Genomic DNA, 20315 nt, shown 5'->3' with positions numbered 1-20315 from the left:
TTCGCTATCCTCATCGGATCGACGGGGGGATTCGATGCTGGAACAAGGTCAGGTCTTCGCCGGTCATCGGGTGATCGGACAGCTCGGGGCGGGCGGAATGGGCGAGGTGTACCTCGTCGAGCATCCCGCGTTGGGACGCAAGCAGGCACTCAAGGTCATCGCGGGCGCCGCCCACTCCCCCGGCCTGCGGGAACGCTTCATCAACGAGGCGCGGACGGTGGCGTCCCTCGATCATCCGAACATCATCGCGATCCACGCCTTCGGCGTCGAGGACGGCCTTCCGTGGTTCACGATGCCCTACCTCGACGGTGCCGACCTGTCCCATGCCAGGCTCTCGGCCGGCGAGACGACCACCGTGATCACGGCGATCGCACACGCCCTCGATCACGCGCACCGTCGAGGCGTGATCCATCGCGACATCAAGCCCGCGAACATCGTCGTCACCCGCGACGCGGGAACCGGCGCCATCGATCGGGTGGTGACGCTCGATTTCGGGATCGCCCGCGCCGCGGAGTCCCCGCACGTGACAGCGACCAACCTGTTCCTGGGCACCCTCGTCCACGCTGCTCCCGAGGTGATCGACGGCGAACCGGCGAGCGCGGCCTCCGACGAGTACTCGTTGGCCTGCACCGCGTACGAAATCCTTTCGGGCCGTGCACCGTTCGGCGGGGAAGGCCCCGCGGCGCTGCTCGCGTCGAAGCTGACCAAACCCGTGCCGCCGCTGGCACCGACCCAGCCGGCGTACGCCGCGGCCGACCCCGTGCTGGCGCGCGCACTCGCCGCCGATCCCGCGCAGCGCTTCGGCACCTGTTCGGACTTCGCCGAGGCGCTGGCATCGGCGCTGGCGACCCCACCGGCGCCGCCGACGATCATCGGCCCCGTGTGGGGACCGTCCGGTCCCGCCGCCCCGTCCGGTCCGGCCATGCTGCCCGCGCCGGCGACGATGGTGGCGTCGCCGCCCGCGTTCGGCTCCTATCCCCCACCCGGGCCGCCGCCGGGCCCGGTGCCGTTCGGTCACCCCGGCCTCGGCTATCCCGGCGCGGGTCATCCCGGAGCGCCACCGGCGTGGCCGGCCGCTCCGCCGAGACAACGTCGACGGCGACGGTCACTGCTGATCGGCAGCTCGGTTGTCCTCACGCTGCTGCTCGTCGTCGGCGTCGCCGTCACCACCGTGGTGCTCACCCGGCCGTCTCCCGCGCCACCCCGCGTCGGTGCGACGGCACTGTCCTCCAGTGGCGAGACCACCTGCGCCGTCGTCGATCACCACGCCTACTGCTGGGGTGACAACTCCAGCGGCCAGGTCGGCAACGGCGATCCGGCGCCGTCGGACGGCACGAGCGAGTATGTGCTGGCACCCACCCGCGTCGAGGGTGTCGACAAGGTGGACAAGGTCGTCACCGGGTCGGATCACAGCTGCGCGGTGGCCGCGGGCACGGCGTATTGCTGGGGCGACAACAGCAATGGGCAACTCGGGACCGGCCAGGCGTCGTCGACTACGGTTGCTCGCCCGGCACAGGTGAAGGGCCTGCCCGGCACGGTGACCGACATCGCGATCGGCTTCTACAGCACCTGTGCCGTCGCTGACGGAAAAGCCTATTGCTGGGGCTACAACTCGGGCGGCCAGCTCGGCAACGGCGTCGAGGAGTCGGCCTCGGACGTCGTCACACCCACGCTCGTGCAGGGACTGCCGAGCAGCGTGAGCGCGATCTCGTCGGCGTATCGCACGGTCTGTGCGATAGCCGGGGGCGCGGTGTACTGCTGGGGCTACAACTCCGACGGACAGGTCGGCAACGGCTCGACCGCCGACAGCACCACCGCCGTGGCGGTCCCGGGTATCGCCGGTACCGTCACCCGCATCAGCGCCGGCTACTACCACAGCTGCGCGGTTGCCGACGAGAAGGCATATTGCTGGGGCAACAACACTTTTCATCAGATCAGCAGCAGCGAGTCGTCACCGGTGAACGCGCCGACGGCGGTGACCGGACCGACGGGACCGGTCACCGACATCTCGGCCGGATATTTCGCCACCTGCCTGGTCGCCGGGGCCAGGGCTTATTGCGCGGGCGACAACGACGACGGGCAGATCGGTACCGGCTCGACCGACGACGGCAACCAGCCCACCGTTCCGCAACTCGTCACGGGAATGGACAGGGGGGTCACCGCGATCACCACCGCCCGGAGTACGGCCTGCACGATCTCCGATCTCGTCATCTACTGCTGGGGCGCAAACGAAGTCGGCCAGGTCGGCAACAATCAGTTCGGTACGTCGCCGGTCACCCGCCCGACTGCGGTGGTGAACCTCCCGTCATGACCCCGCCGGCAACCAGCACGTGCGCACAGCCGTTCACCGGCAGACAGCCCACCACAAGAACAGGGAGCCTCATGAAACGCCTCACCGGCGCACTGGTGGCCGTCGCCGTCGCGACACTCGGCCTGGCAGCGTGCGGCAACGATTCGGCGCCGACCGTGCAGACGGTGACCCGGACGACGGTCATCGAGACGACGACCACGACCACCACGACGTCGACGGTCGCGACGGTGACCGCCACGGAGACGTCGTGATGAGCCACATCCACAAGCACCGCCGGAAAACGGCTGTGCCACAGGTTGATCACACACGACCGCCGGTCCGCTGGACGCGAATGCGCCTCGCCGTGGGCGTGGCGGCGCTGGTCGTGGTCTCCTGTCTCGCCGCGTGCGGGGGCGGTTCGGGAACCACACAGACGACGACGGTCACCAACACCACGGTGCGCGTGAGTACGGTGACCGTGAGCACCACCGCGACCTACACCACGACGACCACCGTCACCGGGGCGCCGCCGCCCTGATCCGCACGAGGGTCAGTAGACCATCACCCGGACGTTCTCGGCGACGCATGCGGGCTTGTCGGCGCCCTCGATCTCGACGGTGTTGCGCACCACCATGGTCACGCCCTTGGGACCCTCCTCGACGGAGGTGATCACGGCGTTGGCGCGGATCCGGGACCCGACCGGCACCGGATTGGGGAAACGCACCTTGTTCATGCCGTAATTGATGACGAGCTTGGGGCCCTCGACGGTGAAGATCGACCCGGCGAGCATCGGCAGCAACGAGAGTGTCAGGAAGCCGTGTGCGATGGGCGCACCGAACGGCCCGGCCTTCGCGCGCTCCGGGTCGACGTGAATCCACTGGTGGTCGCCGGTGGCCTCGGCGAACTGGTTGACCCGTTCCTGGGTGATCTCGAGCCATTCCCCGGAGCCGAGGTCTTCGCCGATCGCGGCCTTGACGTCATCGAGGGAGCCGAACACGCGCGGTGTGATAGTCGTCATAGTCGCCGTAGTCTACCGTGATGCCATGAGCACCCCTCGGATCGCTCCCGGCGGATTCCGTGACCTCGGTCCCGCCAATTGGGCCTTCACCCGCCTCGCCGCGCGCGTCACCGGTGTCCATGACACCCACATCTTCTCCACGCTGGGCCGCACCCGTGGTCTGTTCCGGGCGTGGCTGTACTTCGGGGCGCGGCTGATGCCGTTCGGGACGCTGTCCCGCAAGGACTCCGAGATGGTGATCATCCGCGTCGCGCACCTGCGCGGGTCGGCCTACGAGCTCGACCATCATCGTCGGATCGGCAAACGCGCGGGCATCACCGATGACGAACTCGCGCGCATCCTCGAGGGTCCCGACGCCGGGTGGGGGGATCGCGAGCGCGCCATCCTGCGCGTCGTGGACCAACTGGTGACCACCCACGACGTCGACGACGTCGCGTGGGAGGCGCTGCGCCGCCATCTCGACGAGCGCCGCACCATCGGCTTGCTTCTGCTCGTCGGTCAGTACGACATGCTCGCCACCACCCTGCACACCCTGCGCGTGCAGCTCGACGTTCGCGCCTAGGCGTTCGGCGATGGGGTCGTTTGCCGCGCGGATGATGCGTAACCCCCTGTTCTCCCGCGTCTACGAGCATGCATGGCGGCCGGTGTTCACCCGCGGCTTCAGTCTCGGCAGTCCCGAGACCGCCGACTACGACGCCGCATTGCGCGCCTACCTGTGCCGGCCCGGTGAACGTATGGTTCTCGACATCGCTTGTGGGCCCGGCAATTACACCCGGGACATTGCTGCGGGTCTCACCGGCGATGGACGCGTGGTCGGCATCGACTACTCACCGTCGATGCTGCACACCGCGGTCGCCACCAACAGCATCGTCCGCGCGAGTTACCTCCGTGTCGACGCGCACGCGATCCCGTTCGCCGACAACACCTTCGACGAGGTGATCTGCCTGGCAGCGCTCTACCTGATCCCCGACCCGCTCCCTGTGCTCGACGAGATGCTGCGGGTGGCGCGCCCCGGTGCGCTGCTGGTGGTGTTCACCTCGGTGGCCGGACCGGTCTCGACGGTGCCCGGGGTGAAGACGCTGGCGGCCATCGGCGGCTACCGCGTCTTCGGGCGCGACGAGATCACCGGCGCGCTACGCCGTGGCGGTGCCGAGCACATCGAGCAGACCGTCATCGGTGAGGGGCAGTACGTGCTGGCGCAGGCTCCCGGCCGGCACTGACCGAACGCACCAGCGGCGCCACGCCTTCGGCGAACCAAAAGGCCTCCTCGATGTGCGGTTGCCCGGACAGGATGAAGTGGTCGATGCCGATCGCCCGATACTGTGCGATGAGGTCGGCGACCTCGGCGTGGCTGCCGACGAACGCGGTTCCGGCTCCCGGGCGAACCAGACCATAGCCCGCCCACAGCCCCGGGTACACCTCGAGGTTGTCGAGGTCGGCGTTGAGGGCGAGCTGCCGGCGTTGCCCTCGGACTCCGACTGCGAGAGCCGTTGGCGGGCAAGCTCGATCAATGCCGGGTCCATCCGCGAGACCAACTTGCGGGCCTCGGTCCAGGCCTCCTCGCGGGTGTCGCGGGTGATCACGTGCGCCCGGATGCCGAAGGTCAGCTCCCGGCCGTGCCGGGCGGCGCGGGCACGGACGTCCTCGACGAGTGCGGCCACCTTCTCCGGCGGTTCGGTCCAGGTGAGATAGGTGTCGACGGTGGCCGCGGCCACCTCACGCGCGTACTCGCTGGCACCACCGAAGAACACCTGCGGCACCGGGTTCGGCGGATGGCCCACCACCGCGCCGGTGACGTCGTAATGCTCACCGGAGAAATCGAACGGCGTCCCCGACCAGGCGTGCCGGACGATCTGCAGGAATTCCCCGGTGCGGGCGTAGCGCTGCCCTTTGGTGAGCCGGTCACCGAACCGCGCCTGCTCCTGCGCGTCACCGCCGGTGACGATGTTGAGGGCGAGACGGCCGCCGGAGAACTCGGCGAAGGTCGCGGCCTGCTGGGCGGCCAGCGTCGGGGTGATCAGCCCGGGCCGGAAGGCGACGAGGAACTTCAGGCGGCTCGTCTCCCGGATGAGTGCGGCGGTGGTCAGCCACGCATCGTGGCACCAGGTTCCGGTCGGGGTCAGCACCGACTCGAAACCCAACCGTTCGGCGGTCTTCGCCACCAGCGCGAGATAGTCGAGATCGGGTGGCCGGATCGCGGACGCGGTGCCCAGGATGCCTGCCGACTGCAATCCGCCGATGACCTCGCGTCCGTCGCCGGAGGTCGGCAGGAACCAGTGGAAGTGCGCCTCGCGCTGGGCTTCTGCGGTCATTGCGTACTCACTGCGTAGGGCGCCACGGTGGAGTTGAAGCGCTTGTCGACGAAGTCGGCGATGACGGGCTTGTGGTCGAGCTGGCCGGCGGCGGCGAAGGCGTCGGCCAGTTTCTGCTCCGAGGCGACCACGGTGTCGTCGATCTCGATGGCCGGCCGGACGCTGCGCTGCTGTGCCGCCAGTGCGGCCTGCGGGTCGATGCCGATCGCCTTCGCGTACTGCTGCGACCAGGTCTCGACGTTGGCTGACGCCCACTTGCTGGCCTTGGCCAGGTGTTCGACGAAGATCCGCAGCGCGGTGTTGCGCTTGGCGTCGGCAAGGGCCTCATTGGACGCGATGCCGAAGCCGTAGCCGTTGACCACCCCGGTCCCCGAGGCGAGGATCTTCGCACCCGAATCCTTTTGCACGATAGCCGTATACGGGTCCCAGATCGCCCACGCATCGACCGCCCCGCTGGAGAAGGCCGACAACGCGTCGGCGGGCTGCAGGAAGACCGGGGTGACGTCGGTGCCGAGCTTCAGGTTCGCCTTGCTCAACTGCTCGAGGAGATTGCCGTGGGCCGAACTTCCCTTGGCCACAGCGACCTTCTTGCCCTTGAGTTGTTCGACGGAGGTCAGGGTGGAGCCGGCGGGCACGAGGATGACGTCACCACCGGCGTTGTTGGTGTAGGCGGAGACGATCTTGATCTTCGCGTTCGACGCCGCACCGAAGATCGGGGGCGTGTTACCGGTGACGGCGAAGTCGATCTTGCCCGCGGTGGCGGCCTCGATCTCGGGCGGACCCGAGGTGAACGTCGAGAACTCGACCTTGAACGGCAGCGAATCGAGTTCTCCCGCAGCGCGCATGAGCGATTCGGTACCGCCCTTCTGGTCGCCGACGCGCAACGTCAGGCCGGCCAACTGTGCGGGATCGACGCTGGCGTCGGCCACGGCGCCGGTCGAATCCTCTTTGCTGACACAGCCACTGAGCGCCAGCGCGAGAATCCCGGCCAGGACGACGAGTACCGTCGCACGTCCGCGGAACCCTCCGGCGGACATGCGTGAACCACGAGACATTTCTTCCACGAGCCTTTCGATGATGCCGACCCGACAGACGTCGGGCACGAGAAAACTGGTGAGCGGGAGGTTGCGGTGAGTGCCCTATTCGCCGAGAGCGTCGAGCAGCCGGGTCCGCAGATGCGCGGTCTGCGCTGCGCCGTCGGGATCACGTGGCGCGTCGACGGTGACGTCGGCGGCGATGTGCCCGTCGGCGAGCACGACCACCCGGTCCGCGAGGCGCAGCGCCTCGTCGACGTCGTGGGTCACGACGAGAACGCTGAATCCGTGGGCCTGCCACAGGTTGATCAGCAGCCGGTGCATGGCCGCCCGCGTCAATGCGTCCAGAGCACCGAACGGTTCGTCGAGCAGCAACAGTTGCGGATCGGCAACCAGGGCGCGCGCCAACGAGACCCGTTGGGCCTGACCGCCGGACAGCTGCGCCGGCCACGCGTCGGCCTTGTCGGCCAGCCCGACCTCGGCGAGCGTGTCGTTGACCCGGGCGGCGGCCGCCGCACCCTTGAGTCGGGAACGGACGACCCCGAATTCGACGTTGCGGCGCACCGTGCGCCACGGGAACAGTCGGGGCTCCTGAAATGCCACCGCGGGTGCCCCGGACGTGGTGACGTCACCCGTCGAGGGTTGCGACAGGCCGGCGAGCAGCCGCAGCAGGGTAGATTTGCCGCTGCCGCTGCGGCCGATGATGGCGACGATCTCGCCGGTGCGCACGGTCAGGGATACGTTGCGCAGCACCGGTTCCGCGTCGCCGTAGGCGAAGGTCGCCGCGGATACCTGCCCGGCGATCTCGGTCGATTGCGTTGTCCGCGTGGCGCTCGCGGCATCGATGGTGGCAGTCATGGGCCGGCCCTCCTTCAGTTGGTCCGTTGGTAGCGCGTGGTGTACTTCTCCAACGCGCGCACGATCGCGTCGGTGATCAATCCCAGTGCCGCATAGATGATCAGGCCGAAGAACACGACGTCGGTGCGGAGGAAGTCACGCGCGTTGTTGATCAGGTATCCCAGCCCGGAAGTCGCGGCGATCTGTTCGGCGACGATCAGACTGAGCCAGGCGATCGCCAGTGATTGCCGGAGTCCGACGAGGATCTGCGGCATGGCACTGGGGATGACCAACTCCCGAATCGTCTGCAGGCGGCCGAATCCGAGCACCTTGGCATTCTCACGGAGCTTCGGGTCGATCTGGCGGATCGCCGCAGAGGTGTTGAGATACAGCGGGAAGATCGCACCGAGGGCCACCAGCAGGATCTTCGGTGTCTCCTCGATACCGAACCACAGGATGAACAGCGGGATGAGACCGAACAGCGGGAGCGCCCGGATCGCCTGCATGTTGGGGTCGATGATCGCATCCGAGAGCCGGCTCAGTCCGACGATCACCCCGAGCCCGATGCCGATGACCACACCGAGCCCCAGGCCGATCGCCACGCGTTCGGTGGAGGCCACAATGGCGTCGGTGAGTTCACCACTCTGCAGCTTCTCCCAACCCGCCTCGGCGATCAGCGAGGGTGCGGGCAGTTTGTCCTGCGGCAGTACTCCCAGGGCGCTGCCGAGTTGCCAGAGTGCGAGCACCCCGATGGGTGAGAGGACCCGAATCCACGTCAGCACACGTGAGCGTCGTGCCGCGCGTATCTGCGCAGCCGACTTGGTGCCCGGTGGCGCCGCGGACGGCGACGTGGAAGAAAGAGAGATAGCCATGATGGTGGGCAATGATGCGGCAGATCCGACGCCGACAGAACACTTGCGCTCAGCCTGAGGCGAAGTGCCCTGTGCCACCTCCCCGTCCGGCGACAGCAGGTATCGGAGCAGGCCGGGGCCGGGTGGGGATCACATCGAGCGATAGTCGCGCACGCTCATCCGGTTGCCCCGTCGCTGGGGACGCGAGCCGTGCATCTCGACCATCCGGATGATCCGATAGCGGTGTCCGGCATAGGGTTCGAGGAGTTCGAGCATGCGCGCGTCATCCACCGGCTCCCCGATGAGCGTCTGCCCGACCGCCGACGGAATGTGGTAGTCGCCGACGGGCACCGCGTCGGCGTCGCCGACCGCACGCGCCCGGGTCTCGGCGACGGTCCACGGGCCGACACCGCGCAGGATGTCGAGCCGACCGGCGTGCCGTTCCACATCGAGTGAGGTGGCGCCTCGGATCGTGCGCATCCGCACCGGCTCGGCGCCGCTGCGGTGCCAGTCCCACACCGGGATCGAGGGCCACAGCTCCTGCGGCGGCGGCACCCGCATGTCGTCGGGCACCGGCCCCGGCGCCCGGGAACCGTGGCGGCGCACCAGGTATCGCCACGCCCGCCAGGCCTCGGCACCGACCACCTTCTGTTCGAGAATGGCCGGCACGAGCGCCTCCCACACGCGCCCGGTGGCCCCGATGCGCAACCCGCGCGAGCGGGCAACGAGTCCGGCGACCACGTCGTCGTGGACGGGCATGGACTCGGGGGCGTCGTCGCCGCCGAGCATTGCGGGCATCGATTCGAGCAGCCAGTCGGCGCCGTCGCCCCACGCGCGGCCGACGATGCGCTCACCGTCGACACGCACGGTCAGGGTTGCCGCTCCGTCCGGGGTGTGGCTCGCGCGCCACACCGACCCGTCGCGGCCGTAGCGGAACGCGGGGTCACCTCCGCCGCGCCGGTGCAGTCCCAGCGTGTATCGCAGATCCACCGGTCCCGGCGGCGTCCACACCCTGGTGCGCTCGGCGTTCATCGTCCTCGACTGTATCCATCGTTCCCGACACTCCCGGGCGGGGACGAACCACCGCGGACGAGGCGTTCACGCGAACGACCATCCGTGGAAAGGACGCCCAGCCGGCCGTTACCCTCATCGGTGGCTCCGGTGTGCCCGGAACCATCGACACAGGGGGCACTTCATGCGCAACACGGTCATCCGCAGTTCTCTGGCGGCCGCGACGGCCACCACCTCGGTTCTGCTGATCACAGGCTGCACGACGTCGGGGACACCGCAGGCCGCTGACACAACGTCGGCAGGTCCGTCCACGGCGTCGCCGAGCACCGTATCGACGACCAGCGGCGATCCGGCGAAGGTCAAGGCCCTGGTGGTCACCGCTGCCGATCTCCCGGCCGGATTCACCCTCACCCCGCTGCCGGAGGATCAGTTCCAGCAGGCGGTGTCGCAGTTCCAGGGGACCACCCGCAACGCGACGATCACCCCGTCCGCGTGCGCCGATCTGCAGAAGCTGCCGGACGTGGATGCCTCGAAGCTCGGTGTCGCGGTCGCGACCTCGACGAGCGGCGGCATTCTCAGCGAAGGCCTCGCCGCGCAGTCGAGCGACGTCGCCGCGGCACGGGCGAGGGCCACGGGACCCTGCAAGAACTTCTCGATCACGATCAACACCGGCGCGGCCGCAGGCACCACCGCGACCGCGACCAACACCGTGATACCCGCACCGGCCACCCAGGCGGATCCGGGCGATGTCCTGGTGCTGCGTCAGGACCAGAAGGTCTCCACGGCCGGCCAGGTCGTGACCGTCACCACCTACACCGGTTTCGCGTCGGTGAAGGGGTACAGCGTCTCGGCCCTCTACACCGCGACCACACCGGGCTCCGCTCCCGACGACGCCGCCTTCCGGCAGTTCTTCACCGCGGCGGTGAACAAGGTGGCCGCCGACGGCTGAGCGCTCCGGCGTCGAACACGACGAACGCGGCCCGTCCCGGTCCGCGCCGGTGTGCACCACGGGCGTTGGCCGGGACGGGCCGCGTTCGTCGCGTGACTCAGAGGTTGATCATGTGTCCGATCGCGCCGTGGAACGTTTCCTGCAGCGCTTCGCTCATCGTCGGGTGGGTATGGACATTGCGTGCCAGCTCACGCGCGGTGAGGTCCCACTTGTGGGCCAGCGTCAGCTCGGGAAGCATCTCGGAGACGTTGTCGCCCACCAGATGTCCGCCGAGGAGTTCCTCGGTCTCGGAGTTGGTGAGGAGTTTGACGAAGCCGGCGGTCTCGCCGAGTCCCTGCGCCTTGCCGTTGGCGGAGAACGGGAAGGTCGACACGGTCACGTCGTAGCCTTCGTCCTTGGCCTGTGCCTCGGTGAGACCGAACGAGGCGACCTGCGGCTGACAGAACGTCGCGCGCGGCATGAAGCGGTAGTCGCCCAGTGTCATCGTCTCCGCGCCGGCCATCGTCTCGGCGGCGACCACGCCCTGCGCCTCGGCCACATGTGCGAGTTGCAGCTTGGCGGTCACGTCGCCGATCGCATAGATGCCGTCGACGTTGGTGCGCATGTGGTCGTCGATCGCGATGGCGCCGCGTTCGGTGAGTTCGACGCCGGTCTTCTCGAGGCCGTAGCCGTCGACGCGCGGGGCGAAGCCGACCGACATCAGGACCTTGTCGACGGTCAGTTCACCGTCGTTGTCCTTGGCGTCCTTGTAGGTGACGGTCACGCTGTCACCGTTGTCGGTGACGGTCTGCACCTTGGTCGAGGTCAGCACCTTGACGCCGAGCTTCTTGTATTCCTTGGCGATGGCCTTGGAGACGTCGACGTCCTCGTTGGGCAGGACCCGATCGAGGAATTCCACGATCGTGACGTCGACCCCGTAATTGGCCAGCACGTACCCGAATTCCATGCCGATCGCGCCGGCACCGACGATCACGATCGACTCGGGGAGCTCACGGGTGAGGATCTGGGTCTCGTAGGTGACGACGTTGTCGCTCAGCTCGACGCCCGGCAGCAGCTTGACGGTCGATCCGGTGTCGATGATGAGGTTGTCCCAGGTGATCTCGCGGTCCCCCACTTTCAGGGTCTTCGCGTCCTGGAACACACCGTATCCGTCGATCTCGGTGATCTTGTTCTTCTTCATCAGAAAGTGGACACCCTTGACGATGCCCTCACTGACCTTGCGACTGCGGTCGAATGCCGGACCGAAGTCGAAGGAGACCTCACCGGACATGCCGAAGGTCTTCGCCTGATGGTTGAAGATATGCGCCAGCTCGGCGTTCCGGAGAAGTGCCTTCGACGGGATACATCCGACGTTCAGGCACACACCGCCCCAGTACTTCTCTTCGATGACGGCGGTTTTCATGCCCAGCTGGGCGGACCGGATCGCGGCCACGTACCCACCTGGACCAGCACCCAGGACAACTGTTTGGAAGTGTTCAGCCACGGCCACCACCCTACGACGGCGTCGGGTACCAGCGCAGAGCGTCCCCGGTACTGGCCGGTAACCACCTCGAACACCGACGGTTTCCATCACTGATTGAATCAGTGATGGGGATCTGCTTTGATCGACAGGCATGGCACCGACACGCGCCCAGGTGACGCGCGAACACCTGCTGATGGCCGCCGAACGACTATTCCTGACCGACGGACCCGACGCGGTGTCGGTGCGGGCCATCTGCACCGAGGCCGGGGTCAATCCGGCGGCCGTGCACTATCACTTCGGATCCAAGGACGACCTGGTCGCGGCCCTGCTGGAAGACCGGTTGGCACCGCTCTGGGCCGACGCCCTCGGCGGCGTCGACCTCGCCGACCACACCATCGCCGACCTCATCGACCTCGTCGTCGACCCGCTCGTCCGCCTTCGGGCCGACCCCGTCGGTCATCTGCATCTGCAGTTGCTGACCCGTTTCGTCGACGCCCATCGCGACGCGGCGTGGACGCGCCGTTGGTTCCGTCTGGACGACTGGGTGGATCTGCTCACGCCATTGGTTCCCGGCCTCGACACCCGCGCTGCACGACGCCGGTGGGCGCTCGCGTTCACGCTGATCCTCCACCGCTTCGGTGGGAACGGGCCCCTCTCCGACGACGCGATCGCGGCACTGCGCGCGTTCGTGGTCGCCGGACTCGGCGCACCGGTTGTCTCCAAGGAGTTGTCATGACCACCAACACCACTGCGTCGGACTCATCAGCGCCGGACCCCTCAGCGCCGGACCCGTTCGCGCCCGCCCGGCTCGGTCCACTGCACCTGCGCAATCGCCTCATCAAGTGCGCGACCTTCGAGGGCCGCACCCCCGACGCCCTCGTCACCGACGATCTCATCGAGTTTCACCGGGAGGTGGCGGCAGGCGGGGTCGGGATCAGTACCGTCGCCTACTGTGCGATCTCCCCGGAGGGCCGCACCGACCGGCATCAGATCTGGCTTCGCCCGGAGGCCGCGCCCGGACTGGTCCTGCTGACCGAGGCCATTCATGCCGAAGGTGCCCGTGCGGCAGCACAATTGGGTCACGCCGGTCCGGTCGCCAACTCGGTGTCGAACAGGGCCCGGGCGTTGGCCGCCTCACCGATCCCGGCGCCGATGGGGATGTCGATGACGCACTCACCCACCGTCGAGGAAATCGCCGCGCTGCGCACCACATTCGCCCGCGCGGCACGCATCGCGGTCGATTCCGGCTTCGATGCACTCGAAATCCATTGCGGCCACAACTATCTCCTCAGCAGCTTCTTGTCCCCGCTACTCAACCGCCGTCGCGACGGGTATGGCGGCTCGTTGGTCAACCGCGCCCGGCTGGCCCGCGAGGTACTCGAGTCGGTGCGCGAAGAGGTCGGCAGCGATGTCGCGATCTGGGTCAAGCTCAACATGTACGACGGCGTCGGAGCCGTCGGCGCACCCGCACGCCGGTGGCGAGGCTTCAACGTCGACGAGGCGTGCGCGGCGGCGCGGCTGTTCGAAGCCGACGGATACCTTGACGCCATCGAACCCACCGCGGGCAGTTCACTTCTCAACCCGATGTACCTGTTTCACGGTCAGGCGCCGCGGACCGCGTTCGCCGACGCGTTCACCGGACCGATGCGCTGGGGGCTGAAGGCCGCAGGCCCGTTCTTCCTGAAGCACTACGAGTACCACCCCGGTTATCTGCTGCCGTTGGCACGTCGGCTGCGGGAGGCGGTCGATCTGCCGATCATCCTGCTCGGCGGCATCACCGACCGTGCCACCATGGATGCGGCGCTCGCCGAGGGCTTCGACTTCCTCGCCATGGGACGCGCCCTACTCCGCGAACCCGATCTGCCACAACGGATCAGCGCCGACCCGTCGACGACGTCGCAATGCATCCACTGCAACCTGTGCATGCCGACGATCTACACACGCACCGAGTGCCCGGTACGTGGGTGAGACCACCGCACACGATGTGACTCCTGGAAATCGGCGATGAGCGACACCATGGTCATGTGCCCCTTCCCCCGCTGGTCGAGACCCCCGATGGTCGAGGTGCACGGCGCCCCAGGCGCCGGGCCTTCCCCCCGATGGTCGAGGTGCACGGCGCCCAAGGCGCCGGGCCTCGAGACCCGGTGAGACAACACGCTTCCCAACCACATCGAACAGCCGCAGCGAAAACCGCACCGCCTACCACATCCCACCGACAGAAAACTGCCGCCAGCCCACCCCCGAAACCCGTTGTCCACAAGCATATTTCCCCCCACAGAACTATCGAACACCCTTGCCCTAATCCACATGTTCGAGTAGAGTGGACCCATCACACCGATCAGCGACCGGGGAGGGGCCATGATCGACACCACTGAAGCTCTCGACGCTGGAACTGTCGACGCCGAAGCAGTTTTCGCCGACATCGTCACCCGACTCAGCGACCTGCAATGGAATCCGGACATGACCGGACCCCAGGCCTTCGGTGCGATGAAGCAAGTCCTGTTGTTGCGGAACCTGGTTGATCATCACGCGACCACCCTCACCGGTGAAATGGACCGGCTGGGCGTGGCCGATCACAAGACGACCCGGCTGCGGGAGTTGTTGATCAGCATGGGTTGCGCACCCGCCGTCGCTTCGCGATATGTGCGGGTTGCCGCCACCACCGATGTGGATCTGTTGTTGGCGCACGCGGCGGATGGGTCCATCTCGTCCGAACACACCGATGCCATCGTCCGCGGATTGGCGCACATCGACACCCGATGCCCCGAACCCGTCGACACCGTGCAACGGTGTGAATACCTGCGGAAGCTGCTGTCGCACTACTTCGCCGGTTTCACCCCCGCCGAGATCAACCTCTACTCGCGGCAGCTGGGGAACGAGCTGGCGGCCGAGACACCCGGTGGGTTACCGGCTGCCGAGGACAAGTCGATCAACTCCTACACCGACCGCATCACCGACGACGGACGGTTGGAGATCTCGGCGAACCTCGACATCGTCGCCGGGGAAAAGACACGGACTTTGATGGACACCTTGTCGGCGCCGAACCTCAGCCCGATGGGTCCCCCGATCCGCGGACACCCGAACAAATCTGCGCTGCCGCATTCGAAACGATCGTGGAGTTGGCGGCACAAGGATTGGCCGACACCACCTTCTCGGCGAAACCGACCAACGGACTGTTATGGACGTGGTCGGCGGACAACCCCGCGCTCGGCGGGAACTTGCAGAACATGGGTGCCATCACCGAAGCCACCGCCAAAATGTTGTCGTGTGACACCACCATCACGAAAATCATGCTCGATCCCAACGGGGTGCCCCTCAGTGTTGGTGAAGAGAAACGCTTCTTCACCCCAGGACAACGGAAAGCGTTGCTGGTGCGTGACCGCGGGTGCATCAAATGCGGTGCGCACGCCGGACGCTGCCAAGGACACCACCTCGAGCATTGGAGTAAGGGTGGGCCCACCGACCTCGACAACGGCTGCCTCCTCTGCACCAGTTGCCACGACGATGTGCACCACCACGGGTGGGACATCATCATGGGATTCGACCGACATCCCTGGCTGATTCCACCCGCCAGCATCGATCCGCAACGCCGGCCGGTGCCGTCGTATCACCGACGCACCATGCGACTCGACGACGCAGCAGCCTGACCCGAAGCGCCTCTACTACAGCCTGATTCCCTGCACCCGGCCCGGCCGGGACCGCATCTGTTGTTTGAGAACTCCATAGAGATAATCCCCACCCGATGGTCGAGGTGTCGTGCCGTCCGTGGCCCGGAATCCTTTCGGCACAAGGGGTCTCGAGGCCCGGCGCCAGGGGCGCCGTGCACCTCGACCACCGGGAGGGGAGGCCACCGGGTGGAGAGGGCGTCAGCATCGTTCGAGGGGAGCATACCCCGCTGGTCGAGGTGCGAGCCGCGTGCGGCGAGCCTCGAGACCGACTGCACCGGTGCTGGATTCGCACCACCGTGGACCGAATATATTTCGGCGCACGGTGTCTCGAGTCTCGTCTCTGGCGCTCTTCGGCACCTCGCCCATACCTCGACCATCGGGAGTGGCACGGCAGGTGCATCCCGTTGCGGGTCACCTCGACCATTGGGTTGGGGAGCGCCCGGCATCATTGGACGAGACGGACGGGGTCGGAAAGTTCGTGGTCGACGTGTGAGCTCAGCATGTGGCATGTGGGACGCGCCGGCCGCGGCCGGGTACGTTGGCGAGGTGACCGACAGCAACACCACCACCTCCGCCGACGACCCGTACCTGTGGCTCGAGGACGTTACCGGCGACGAGGCACTCGCCTGGGTGCGTGACCACAACGCGCCCACCCTTGCCGAACTCACCGATTCGGACCGGTTCTCCCAGCTCGAAGCGCAAGCGCTGGAGATCCTCGACACCGACGACCGCATCCCCTACGTGCGTCGCCGGGGCGAGTACCTCTACAACTTCTGGCGCGACGCGGCGCACCCCCGCGGACTGTGGCGGCGGACCACGCTCGAGCAATACCTCACCGACTCCCCCGAGTGGGATGTCCTCATCGACGTCGACGCCCTCGCCGCTACCGAGGACGAGAACTGGGTGTGGAAATCGGCGACCATGAACCGGCCCGGGTACGACCGCGCCCTGATCTCGATGTCGCGTGGCGGTGCCGACGCCGCCGTCGTCCGGGAGTTCGACGTCGCGACCCGTAGCTGGGTCGACGACGGCTTCACGCTCCCCGAGGCGAAGTCGTCGATCTCCTGGATCGACCGCGACACCGTTTATGTCGGAACCGATTTCGGGATACAGTCCGATGGCGACGGATCACTGACCACCTCGGGGTATCCGCGCGTCATCAAACGGTGGACGCGCGGCACTCCGGTCGATGCGGCGCCGACGGTGTTCGCCGGCTCTGTCGACGATGTGGCGGTGAGCGCCGGGTACGACCACACGCCTGGATTCGAGCGTCATTTCGTCTCGCGCGCAACGGATTTCTTCAACGAGCTCACCTACGAGCTCCGCGGCACCGAGGAGATCTTGCTCGACGTGCCGACCGATGCCCACGTCAGCGTGCACCACGATTGGATGTTTGTCCGCCCCCGTTCGGACTGGGAAGTCGGCGGAACCGATTATCCGGCAGGCACTCTGCTCGTCTTCGACTACCCGTCCTACCTCGCCGGGGCGCGCGAACACACGGTGCTGTTCACCCCGGACGCGCACACCAGCCTGCAGTCATTCTCCTTCACTCGGTCACACCTGATCGTGCTCACCCTCCACGACGTGCACACCGAGGTGACCGTGCGCACTCTCGGCGACTGGACGGTCGTGCCACAACCCGGGCTCCCCGAACTCGCGACCGTCTCGGTCCTCGACACCGATCCCGACGACAGTGACGAGGTGTTCTGGTCGGCGACGTCGTTCACCGCGCCACCGAGCCTGCTGCACGGCAACAGCGGCACCGAGGTCACCGTGATCAAACAGACCCCGCAGTTCTTCGACGCGGAATCGGTGGTGGCCGAACAGTTCTTCACCCCGTCCGACGACGGCACCCCGATCCCCTACTTCGTGATCCGGCGCCGCGACGTGACCAGCGGCCCCACACTGCTCTACGGCTACGGCGGCTTCGAGAATTCGCTGACGCCGGGCTATCTGGCGCTCTCGGGACGCAATTGGATCGAACGCGGCGGCATCTATGTCATCGCCAACATCCGTGGCGGCGGCGAATACGGCCCGGCCTGGCACACCCAAGCCCAGAAGGCCGGTCGTCACCTGGTGTACGAGGACTTCTCGAGTGTTGCCAAGGACCTCGTCGCAGGTGGACTGACGACCCCGGCCCAACTCGGCGCGCAGGGCGGTTCCAACGGCGGCCTACTGATGGGCGTGATGCTCACCCGATATCCGGAGTTGTTCGGCGCGTTGGTGTGTCAGGTCCCGCTGATCGACATGCGTCGCTACCACCTGCTGCTGGCGGGCGCGTCGTGGATGGCCGAGTACGGCAACCCCGACGACCCCGACGAGTGGGCCTACATCGGTGAGTACTCGCCGTATCAGAACCTCACACGCGAGAAGACCTACCCGCCGATTCTCGTCACCACCTCCACCCGCGACGACCGCGTCCATCCCGGGCACGCCCGCAAGCTCGTTGCGCGACTCGAGGAGTACGGTCACGACGTCCGCTACTACGAGAATATCGAGGGCGGGCACGGCGGTGCCGCCGACAACAAGCAGGCGGCCTTCAAGTCGGCGCTGGCGTACGAATTCCTGTGGCGCACCATCGGATCGGCCGACCAATGAGCGGTCAACGGTAGACGATGACCGCCGCGGGCCGCACCGACCGCGGCCCGACGTTCAGTCCCGGCCGCAGAACGTCGGCGACCGTCCGTGACCGGTCGGCCGCGCCGGTCTCCCGGGTGTCGACGGCGTCCATGGTGACGGCGTCGAAGTCGTCGCCGATCCGCGGTGTCACGAGCGTGCCTCCGCGGCCGACGATCACGCGTTCGAGGCCGTCGGCCAGCGCGGTGAACGCGGCGCGGTCGGCGGCGTCGGTCGACGATGACGCACAGCCCGCGGCGTCCCCGTGGAGCGCCAGCAGGTCCACCAGCAGGGCCAGGTCCGCGCCGGCCGCATCGCGCGCCGACCGCTTCTTCTCGGCGTCGAGGAGCCGGTCCAGCGACTGCGACTGCCGGGCAATCACCCGCCCGAGATCCTCGAGCCGCTCGTCGAGGCGGCGGAACGGCTCGGCCACCTCGTCGGCACCACCCACGTTATCGGCACCACCCACGTTGTCCGCACCGGCGACGTCGCCTGCACCCTCGGTCATCCGACCAGCGTAGAACCCGGCGTTCCCGACATGCAGGCGCCTGCCCGGGGCGCGTCGCGCTGTTACGATCCCCGACCGTGGGCGTATACGGCATCGATCTGGGCACGACGAATTCGGCGATCGCGGCGATCGACCGCGACGGACGGCCCGAGGTGATCGGCGACTGGAACGGTGCGCCGACGACACCGTCGGTCGTGCTGTTGCCGTCGGCGCACGACCACGTCGTCGGCGAGGGTGCCCGCAGGCAGGCACGACTGGACCCCGACAACGTGTGTGCGCTCGTCAAACGTCGCATGGGCGATGCAGATTGGCGATTCGTCGCCCACGGCCGGAGCTGGTCGGCCCCGGCGATCTCGGCGCTCATCCTGAAATCGTTGGTCTCCAACGCCGAATTCGCCGGCGAGAAGGTGGAGCGCGCGGTGATCACCGTGCCCGCCTACTTCGGCGACGAGGAACGCCGCGCCACCATCCAGGCGGGTACCTACGCCGGACTCGACGTCGCCGGGGTGTTGTCGGAGCCGATCGCGGCGGCGCTGTCCTACGGATTCAGCCGGTTGACCGACACCGTCGCCACGGCCACACCCGACGAGACGGTCCTCGTCTACGACCTCGGCGGCGGCACCTTCGACGCCACGGTGATCGAACTCGCCGACCGGCGCATCTCGGTGCTTGCCGTCGACGGCGACCATCAGCTCGGCGGCGCCGACTGGGACGAGCGACTCGCCCTGCACCTGTCGCGGAAGTTCTGCGAGGAGCACCCCGACGCCGAGGATCCCCTCGACGACTCGGCCGGTTCGCAGGCCCTGATCATGGCCGCCGAACGTGCGAAACACGAACTCAGCGAATCAAACTCGACATCGGTGATCGTCTCGCACGACGGCGTGCGGTCGGTACTGACCGTGACCCGCACCGAACTCGAGGAACTCACCGCCGGACTCCTCGCACGCACCCTCGATCTCACCGACTCGTGTGTGGCCGGCGCCCGCCGACGCGGGGTGGCACAGGTGGATCGGGTGTTGCTGGTCGGCGGCTCGTCCCGGATGCCTGCGGTGACACGCGAGATCACGGCGCGGCTCGGGATCACCCCCGAACTGCGCGATCCGGATCTGGCGGTCGCGCGTGGTGCGGCGATCTACGGGGAGAAACTCGAGATCGAGCGTCTGGTCACCGCCGACCTGATCACCCGAGGTCGATTGGCGCCCGGTGCGACGCTCGTCGACGCCGCGCCGGCCGATGTCGACGAGGCCGCCGCCCGGGTGGCCGCGGCGTTCGCGATACCGGTCGCCGGAGTCCGTCGAATGCTCCAGATCAGCGTCGACACCGTGGTTTCTCGCGGCTTCGGGGTACTCGCGGTCAGCGGTCGCAACGGCGAACTCGAGGTCACCTGGCTGGTGCATCGCAACCAGCCCTTGCCGATCCGCGTCCAGCGCTCCTTCGGGACGGTGCGCGCCGACCAGCGGCGCATCGAGCTGACCGTGGTCGAACAACTCGGGCAGGAGGTCTCGCCCTCACCGCGCGACGCGAAGATGCTGATCGAGGGCGCCATCGAGGACATCCCGCCCGGCCACGACGAGAACAGCGAGGTGCGGGTCACCTTCGAGATGGGATTCGACGGCGTGCTGCACGTCAGAGCCCGTCATGTCGAGGCGGACATACCGCTGACCCTCACCGCGAAAACCGGTGCGACGCTGTCCCAGTCGGAGGTCGCGCGGGAACTCGACCAGGTCCACCGCAGTCGACGCCGGGACGTCTGAGCGCC

Annotated in this window: 17 protein-coding genes and 2 pseudogenes; 11 read left to right on the top strand and 8 right to left on the bottom strand. The window is 67.5% G+C overall.

Going from position 1 to position 20315, the window contains the following annotated elements; all coding sequences use genetic code 11:
- Positions 1-34: 34 nt before the first annotated feature.
- The 3 genes from P3L18_RS03770 to P3L18_RS03760 all read left to right on the top strand — a co-directional run bounded on the left by P3L18_RS03770 (position 35) and on the right by P3L18_RS03760 (position 2828).
- Positions 35-2311: a protein kinase gene (locus P3L18_RS03770; RefSeq protein WP_276113272.1), complete on the top strand. Its 2277-nt coding sequence runs from the start codon at positions 35-37 to the stop codon at positions 2309-2311.
- A gap of 71 nt (positions 2312-2382) precedes the next feature.
- The gene (locus P3L18_RS03765) at positions 2383-2562 is read left to right on the top strand and encodes a hypothetical protein (protein WP_014358925.1); all 180 of its coding nucleotides are present in this window, start codon (positions 2383-2385) and stop codon (positions 2560-2562) included.
- 80 nt (positions 2563-2642) lie between these two features.
- Positions 2643-2828, top strand: a complete 186-nt coding sequence (locus P3L18_RS03760) for a hypothetical protein (protein ID WP_014358924.1) — start codon at positions 2643-2645, stop codon at positions 2826-2828.
- Between the two features lie 12 nt (positions 2829-2840).
- On the opposite strand, the gene P3L18_RS03755 is transcribed toward P3L18_RS03760, so the two are convergent.
- Positions 2841-3308 (bottom strand): MaoC family dehydratase, encoded by a 468-nt coding sequence (locus P3L18_RS03755; protein ID WP_020172349.1) that lies wholly within the window; start codon positions 3306-3308, stop codon positions 2841-2843.
- 25 nt (positions 3309-3333) lie between these two features.
- On the opposite strand from P3L18_RS03755, the gene P3L18_RS03750 reads away from it, so the two are divergent.
- Complete coding sequence (locus tag P3L18_RS03750) at positions 3334-3870, top strand: carboxymuconolactone decarboxylase family protein (protein ID WP_014358922.1); 537 nt, start codon at positions 3334-3336, stop codon at positions 3868-3870.
- A 10-nt stretch (positions 3871-3880) separates the two neighbouring features.
- Positions 3881-4528: a methyltransferase domain-containing protein gene (locus P3L18_RS03745; protein WP_276113271.1), complete on the top strand. Its 648-nt coding sequence runs from the start codon at positions 3881-3883 to the stop codon at positions 4526-4528.
- On the opposite strand, the pseudogene P3L18_RS03740 reads toward P3L18_RS03745, so the two are convergent.
- The 5 genes and pseudogenes from P3L18_RS03740 to P3L18_RS03720 all read right to left on the bottom strand — a co-directional run bounded on the left by P3L18_RS03740 (position 4479) and on the right by P3L18_RS03720 (position 9374).
- A pseudogene (locus P3L18_RS03740) lies at positions 4479-5620 on the bottom strand (LLM class flavin-dependent oxidoreductase). The gene P3L18_RS03745 and the pseudogene P3L18_RS03740 sit on opposite strands and share 50 nt — an antisense overlap.
- Positions 5617-6657, bottom strand: a complete 1041-nt coding sequence (locus P3L18_RS03735) for an ABC transporter substrate-binding protein (RefSeq protein ID WP_006372524.1) — start codon at positions 6655-6657, stop codon at positions 5617-5619. The pseudogene P3L18_RS03740 and the gene P3L18_RS03735 overlap by 4 nt, the downstream one beginning before the upstream one ends.
- A 102-nt stretch (positions 6658-6759) precedes the next feature.
- The gene (locus P3L18_RS03730; RefSeq protein WP_020172352.1) at positions 6760-7512 is read right to left on the bottom strand and encodes an ABC transporter ATP-binding protein; all 753 of its coding nucleotides are present in this window, start codon (positions 7510-7512) and stop codon (positions 6760-6762) included.
- 14 nt (positions 7513-7526) lie between these two features.
- A complete protein-coding gene (locus tag P3L18_RS03725) occupies positions 7527-8363 on the bottom strand; it encodes an ABC transporter permease (protein WP_079931297.1) in 837 nt (278 codons plus the stop codon).
- 129 nt (positions 8364-8492) lie between these two features.
- Positions 8493-9374: a 3-methyladenine DNA glycosylase gene (locus P3L18_RS03720; RefSeq protein ID WP_079931296.1), complete on the bottom strand. Its 882-nt coding sequence runs from the start codon at positions 9372-9374 to the stop codon at positions 8493-8495.
- A 163-nt stretch (positions 9375-9537) separates the two neighbouring features.
- Between P3L18_RS03720 and P3L18_RS03715 the strand changes: the two genes are divergently transcribed.
- The gene (locus P3L18_RS03715; RefSeq protein ID WP_014358915.1) at positions 9538-10302 is read left to right on the top strand and encodes a hypothetical protein; all 765 of its coding nucleotides are present in this window, start codon (positions 9538-9540) and stop codon (positions 10300-10302) included.
- Positions 10303-10399: 97 nt separating this feature from the next.
- On the opposite strand, the gene lpdA is transcribed toward P3L18_RS03715, so the two are convergent.
- Positions 10400-11785, bottom strand: a complete 1386-nt coding sequence (gene lpdA, locus P3L18_RS03710) for a dihydrolipoyl dehydrogenase (protein WP_026920339.1) — start codon at positions 11783-11785, stop codon at positions 10400-10402.
- Positions 11786-11915: 130 nt separating this feature from the next.
- Here lpdA and P3L18_RS03705 point away from each other — a divergent pair, with 130 nt between their 5' ends.
- The 4 genes and pseudogenes from P3L18_RS03705 to P3L18_RS03690 all read left to right on the top strand — a co-directional run bounded on the left by P3L18_RS03705 (position 11916) and on the right by P3L18_RS03690 (position 18030).
- Entirely contained in the window at positions 11916-12500 is a 585-nt protein-coding gene (locus P3L18_RS03705) for a TetR/AcrR family transcriptional regulator (protein ID WP_079931294.1), read from the top strand.
- Positions 12497-13732 (top strand): NADH:flavin oxidoreductase, encoded by a 1236-nt coding sequence (locus tag P3L18_RS03700; protein ID WP_276113270.1) that lies wholly within the window; start codon positions 12497-12499, stop codon positions 13730-13732. The genes P3L18_RS03705 and P3L18_RS03700 overlap by 4 nt, the downstream gene beginning before the upstream one ends.
- Before the next feature lie 390 nt (positions 13733-14122).
- Positions 14123-15411, top strand: a pseudogene (locus tag P3L18_RS03695) (DUF222 domain-containing protein).
- Positions 15412-15939: 528 nt separating this feature from the next.
- Positions 15940-18030 (top strand): prolyl oligopeptidase family serine peptidase, encoded by a 2091-nt coding sequence (locus tag P3L18_RS03690; RefSeq protein ID WP_276113415.1) that lies wholly within the window; start codon positions 15940-15942, stop codon positions 18028-18030.
- A gap of 4 nt (positions 18031-18034) precedes the next feature.
- Here the strand turns inward: P3L18_RS03690 and P3L18_RS03685 are convergent, their stop codons facing one another.
- The gene (locus P3L18_RS03685; RefSeq protein ID WP_276113269.1) at positions 18035-18556 is read right to left on the bottom strand and encodes a nucleotide exchange factor GrpE; all 522 of its coding nucleotides are present in this window, start codon (positions 18554-18556) and stop codon (positions 18035-18037) included.
- A 77-nt stretch (positions 18557-18633) separates the two neighbouring features.
- Here P3L18_RS03685 and P3L18_RS03680 point away from each other — a divergent pair, with 77 nt between their 5' ends.
- Positions 18634-20310 (top strand): Hsp70 family protein, encoded by a 1677-nt coding sequence (locus P3L18_RS03680; protein WP_276113268.1) that lies wholly within the window; start codon positions 18634-18636, stop codon positions 20308-20310.
- The last annotated feature ends 5 nt before the right edge of the window (positions 20311-20315 follow it).

It is taken from the genome of Gordonia sp. N1V, from assembly GCF_029269935.1.
In the GTDB taxonomy this organism is placed as follows: Bacteria; Actinomycetota; Actinomycetes; order Mycobacteriales; family Mycobacteriaceae; genus Gordonia; species Gordonia polyisoprenivorans.
The sequence above is the reverse complement of the archived record's forward strand: the minus strand, read 5'-3'. Positions and strand labels throughout refer to the sequence as shown.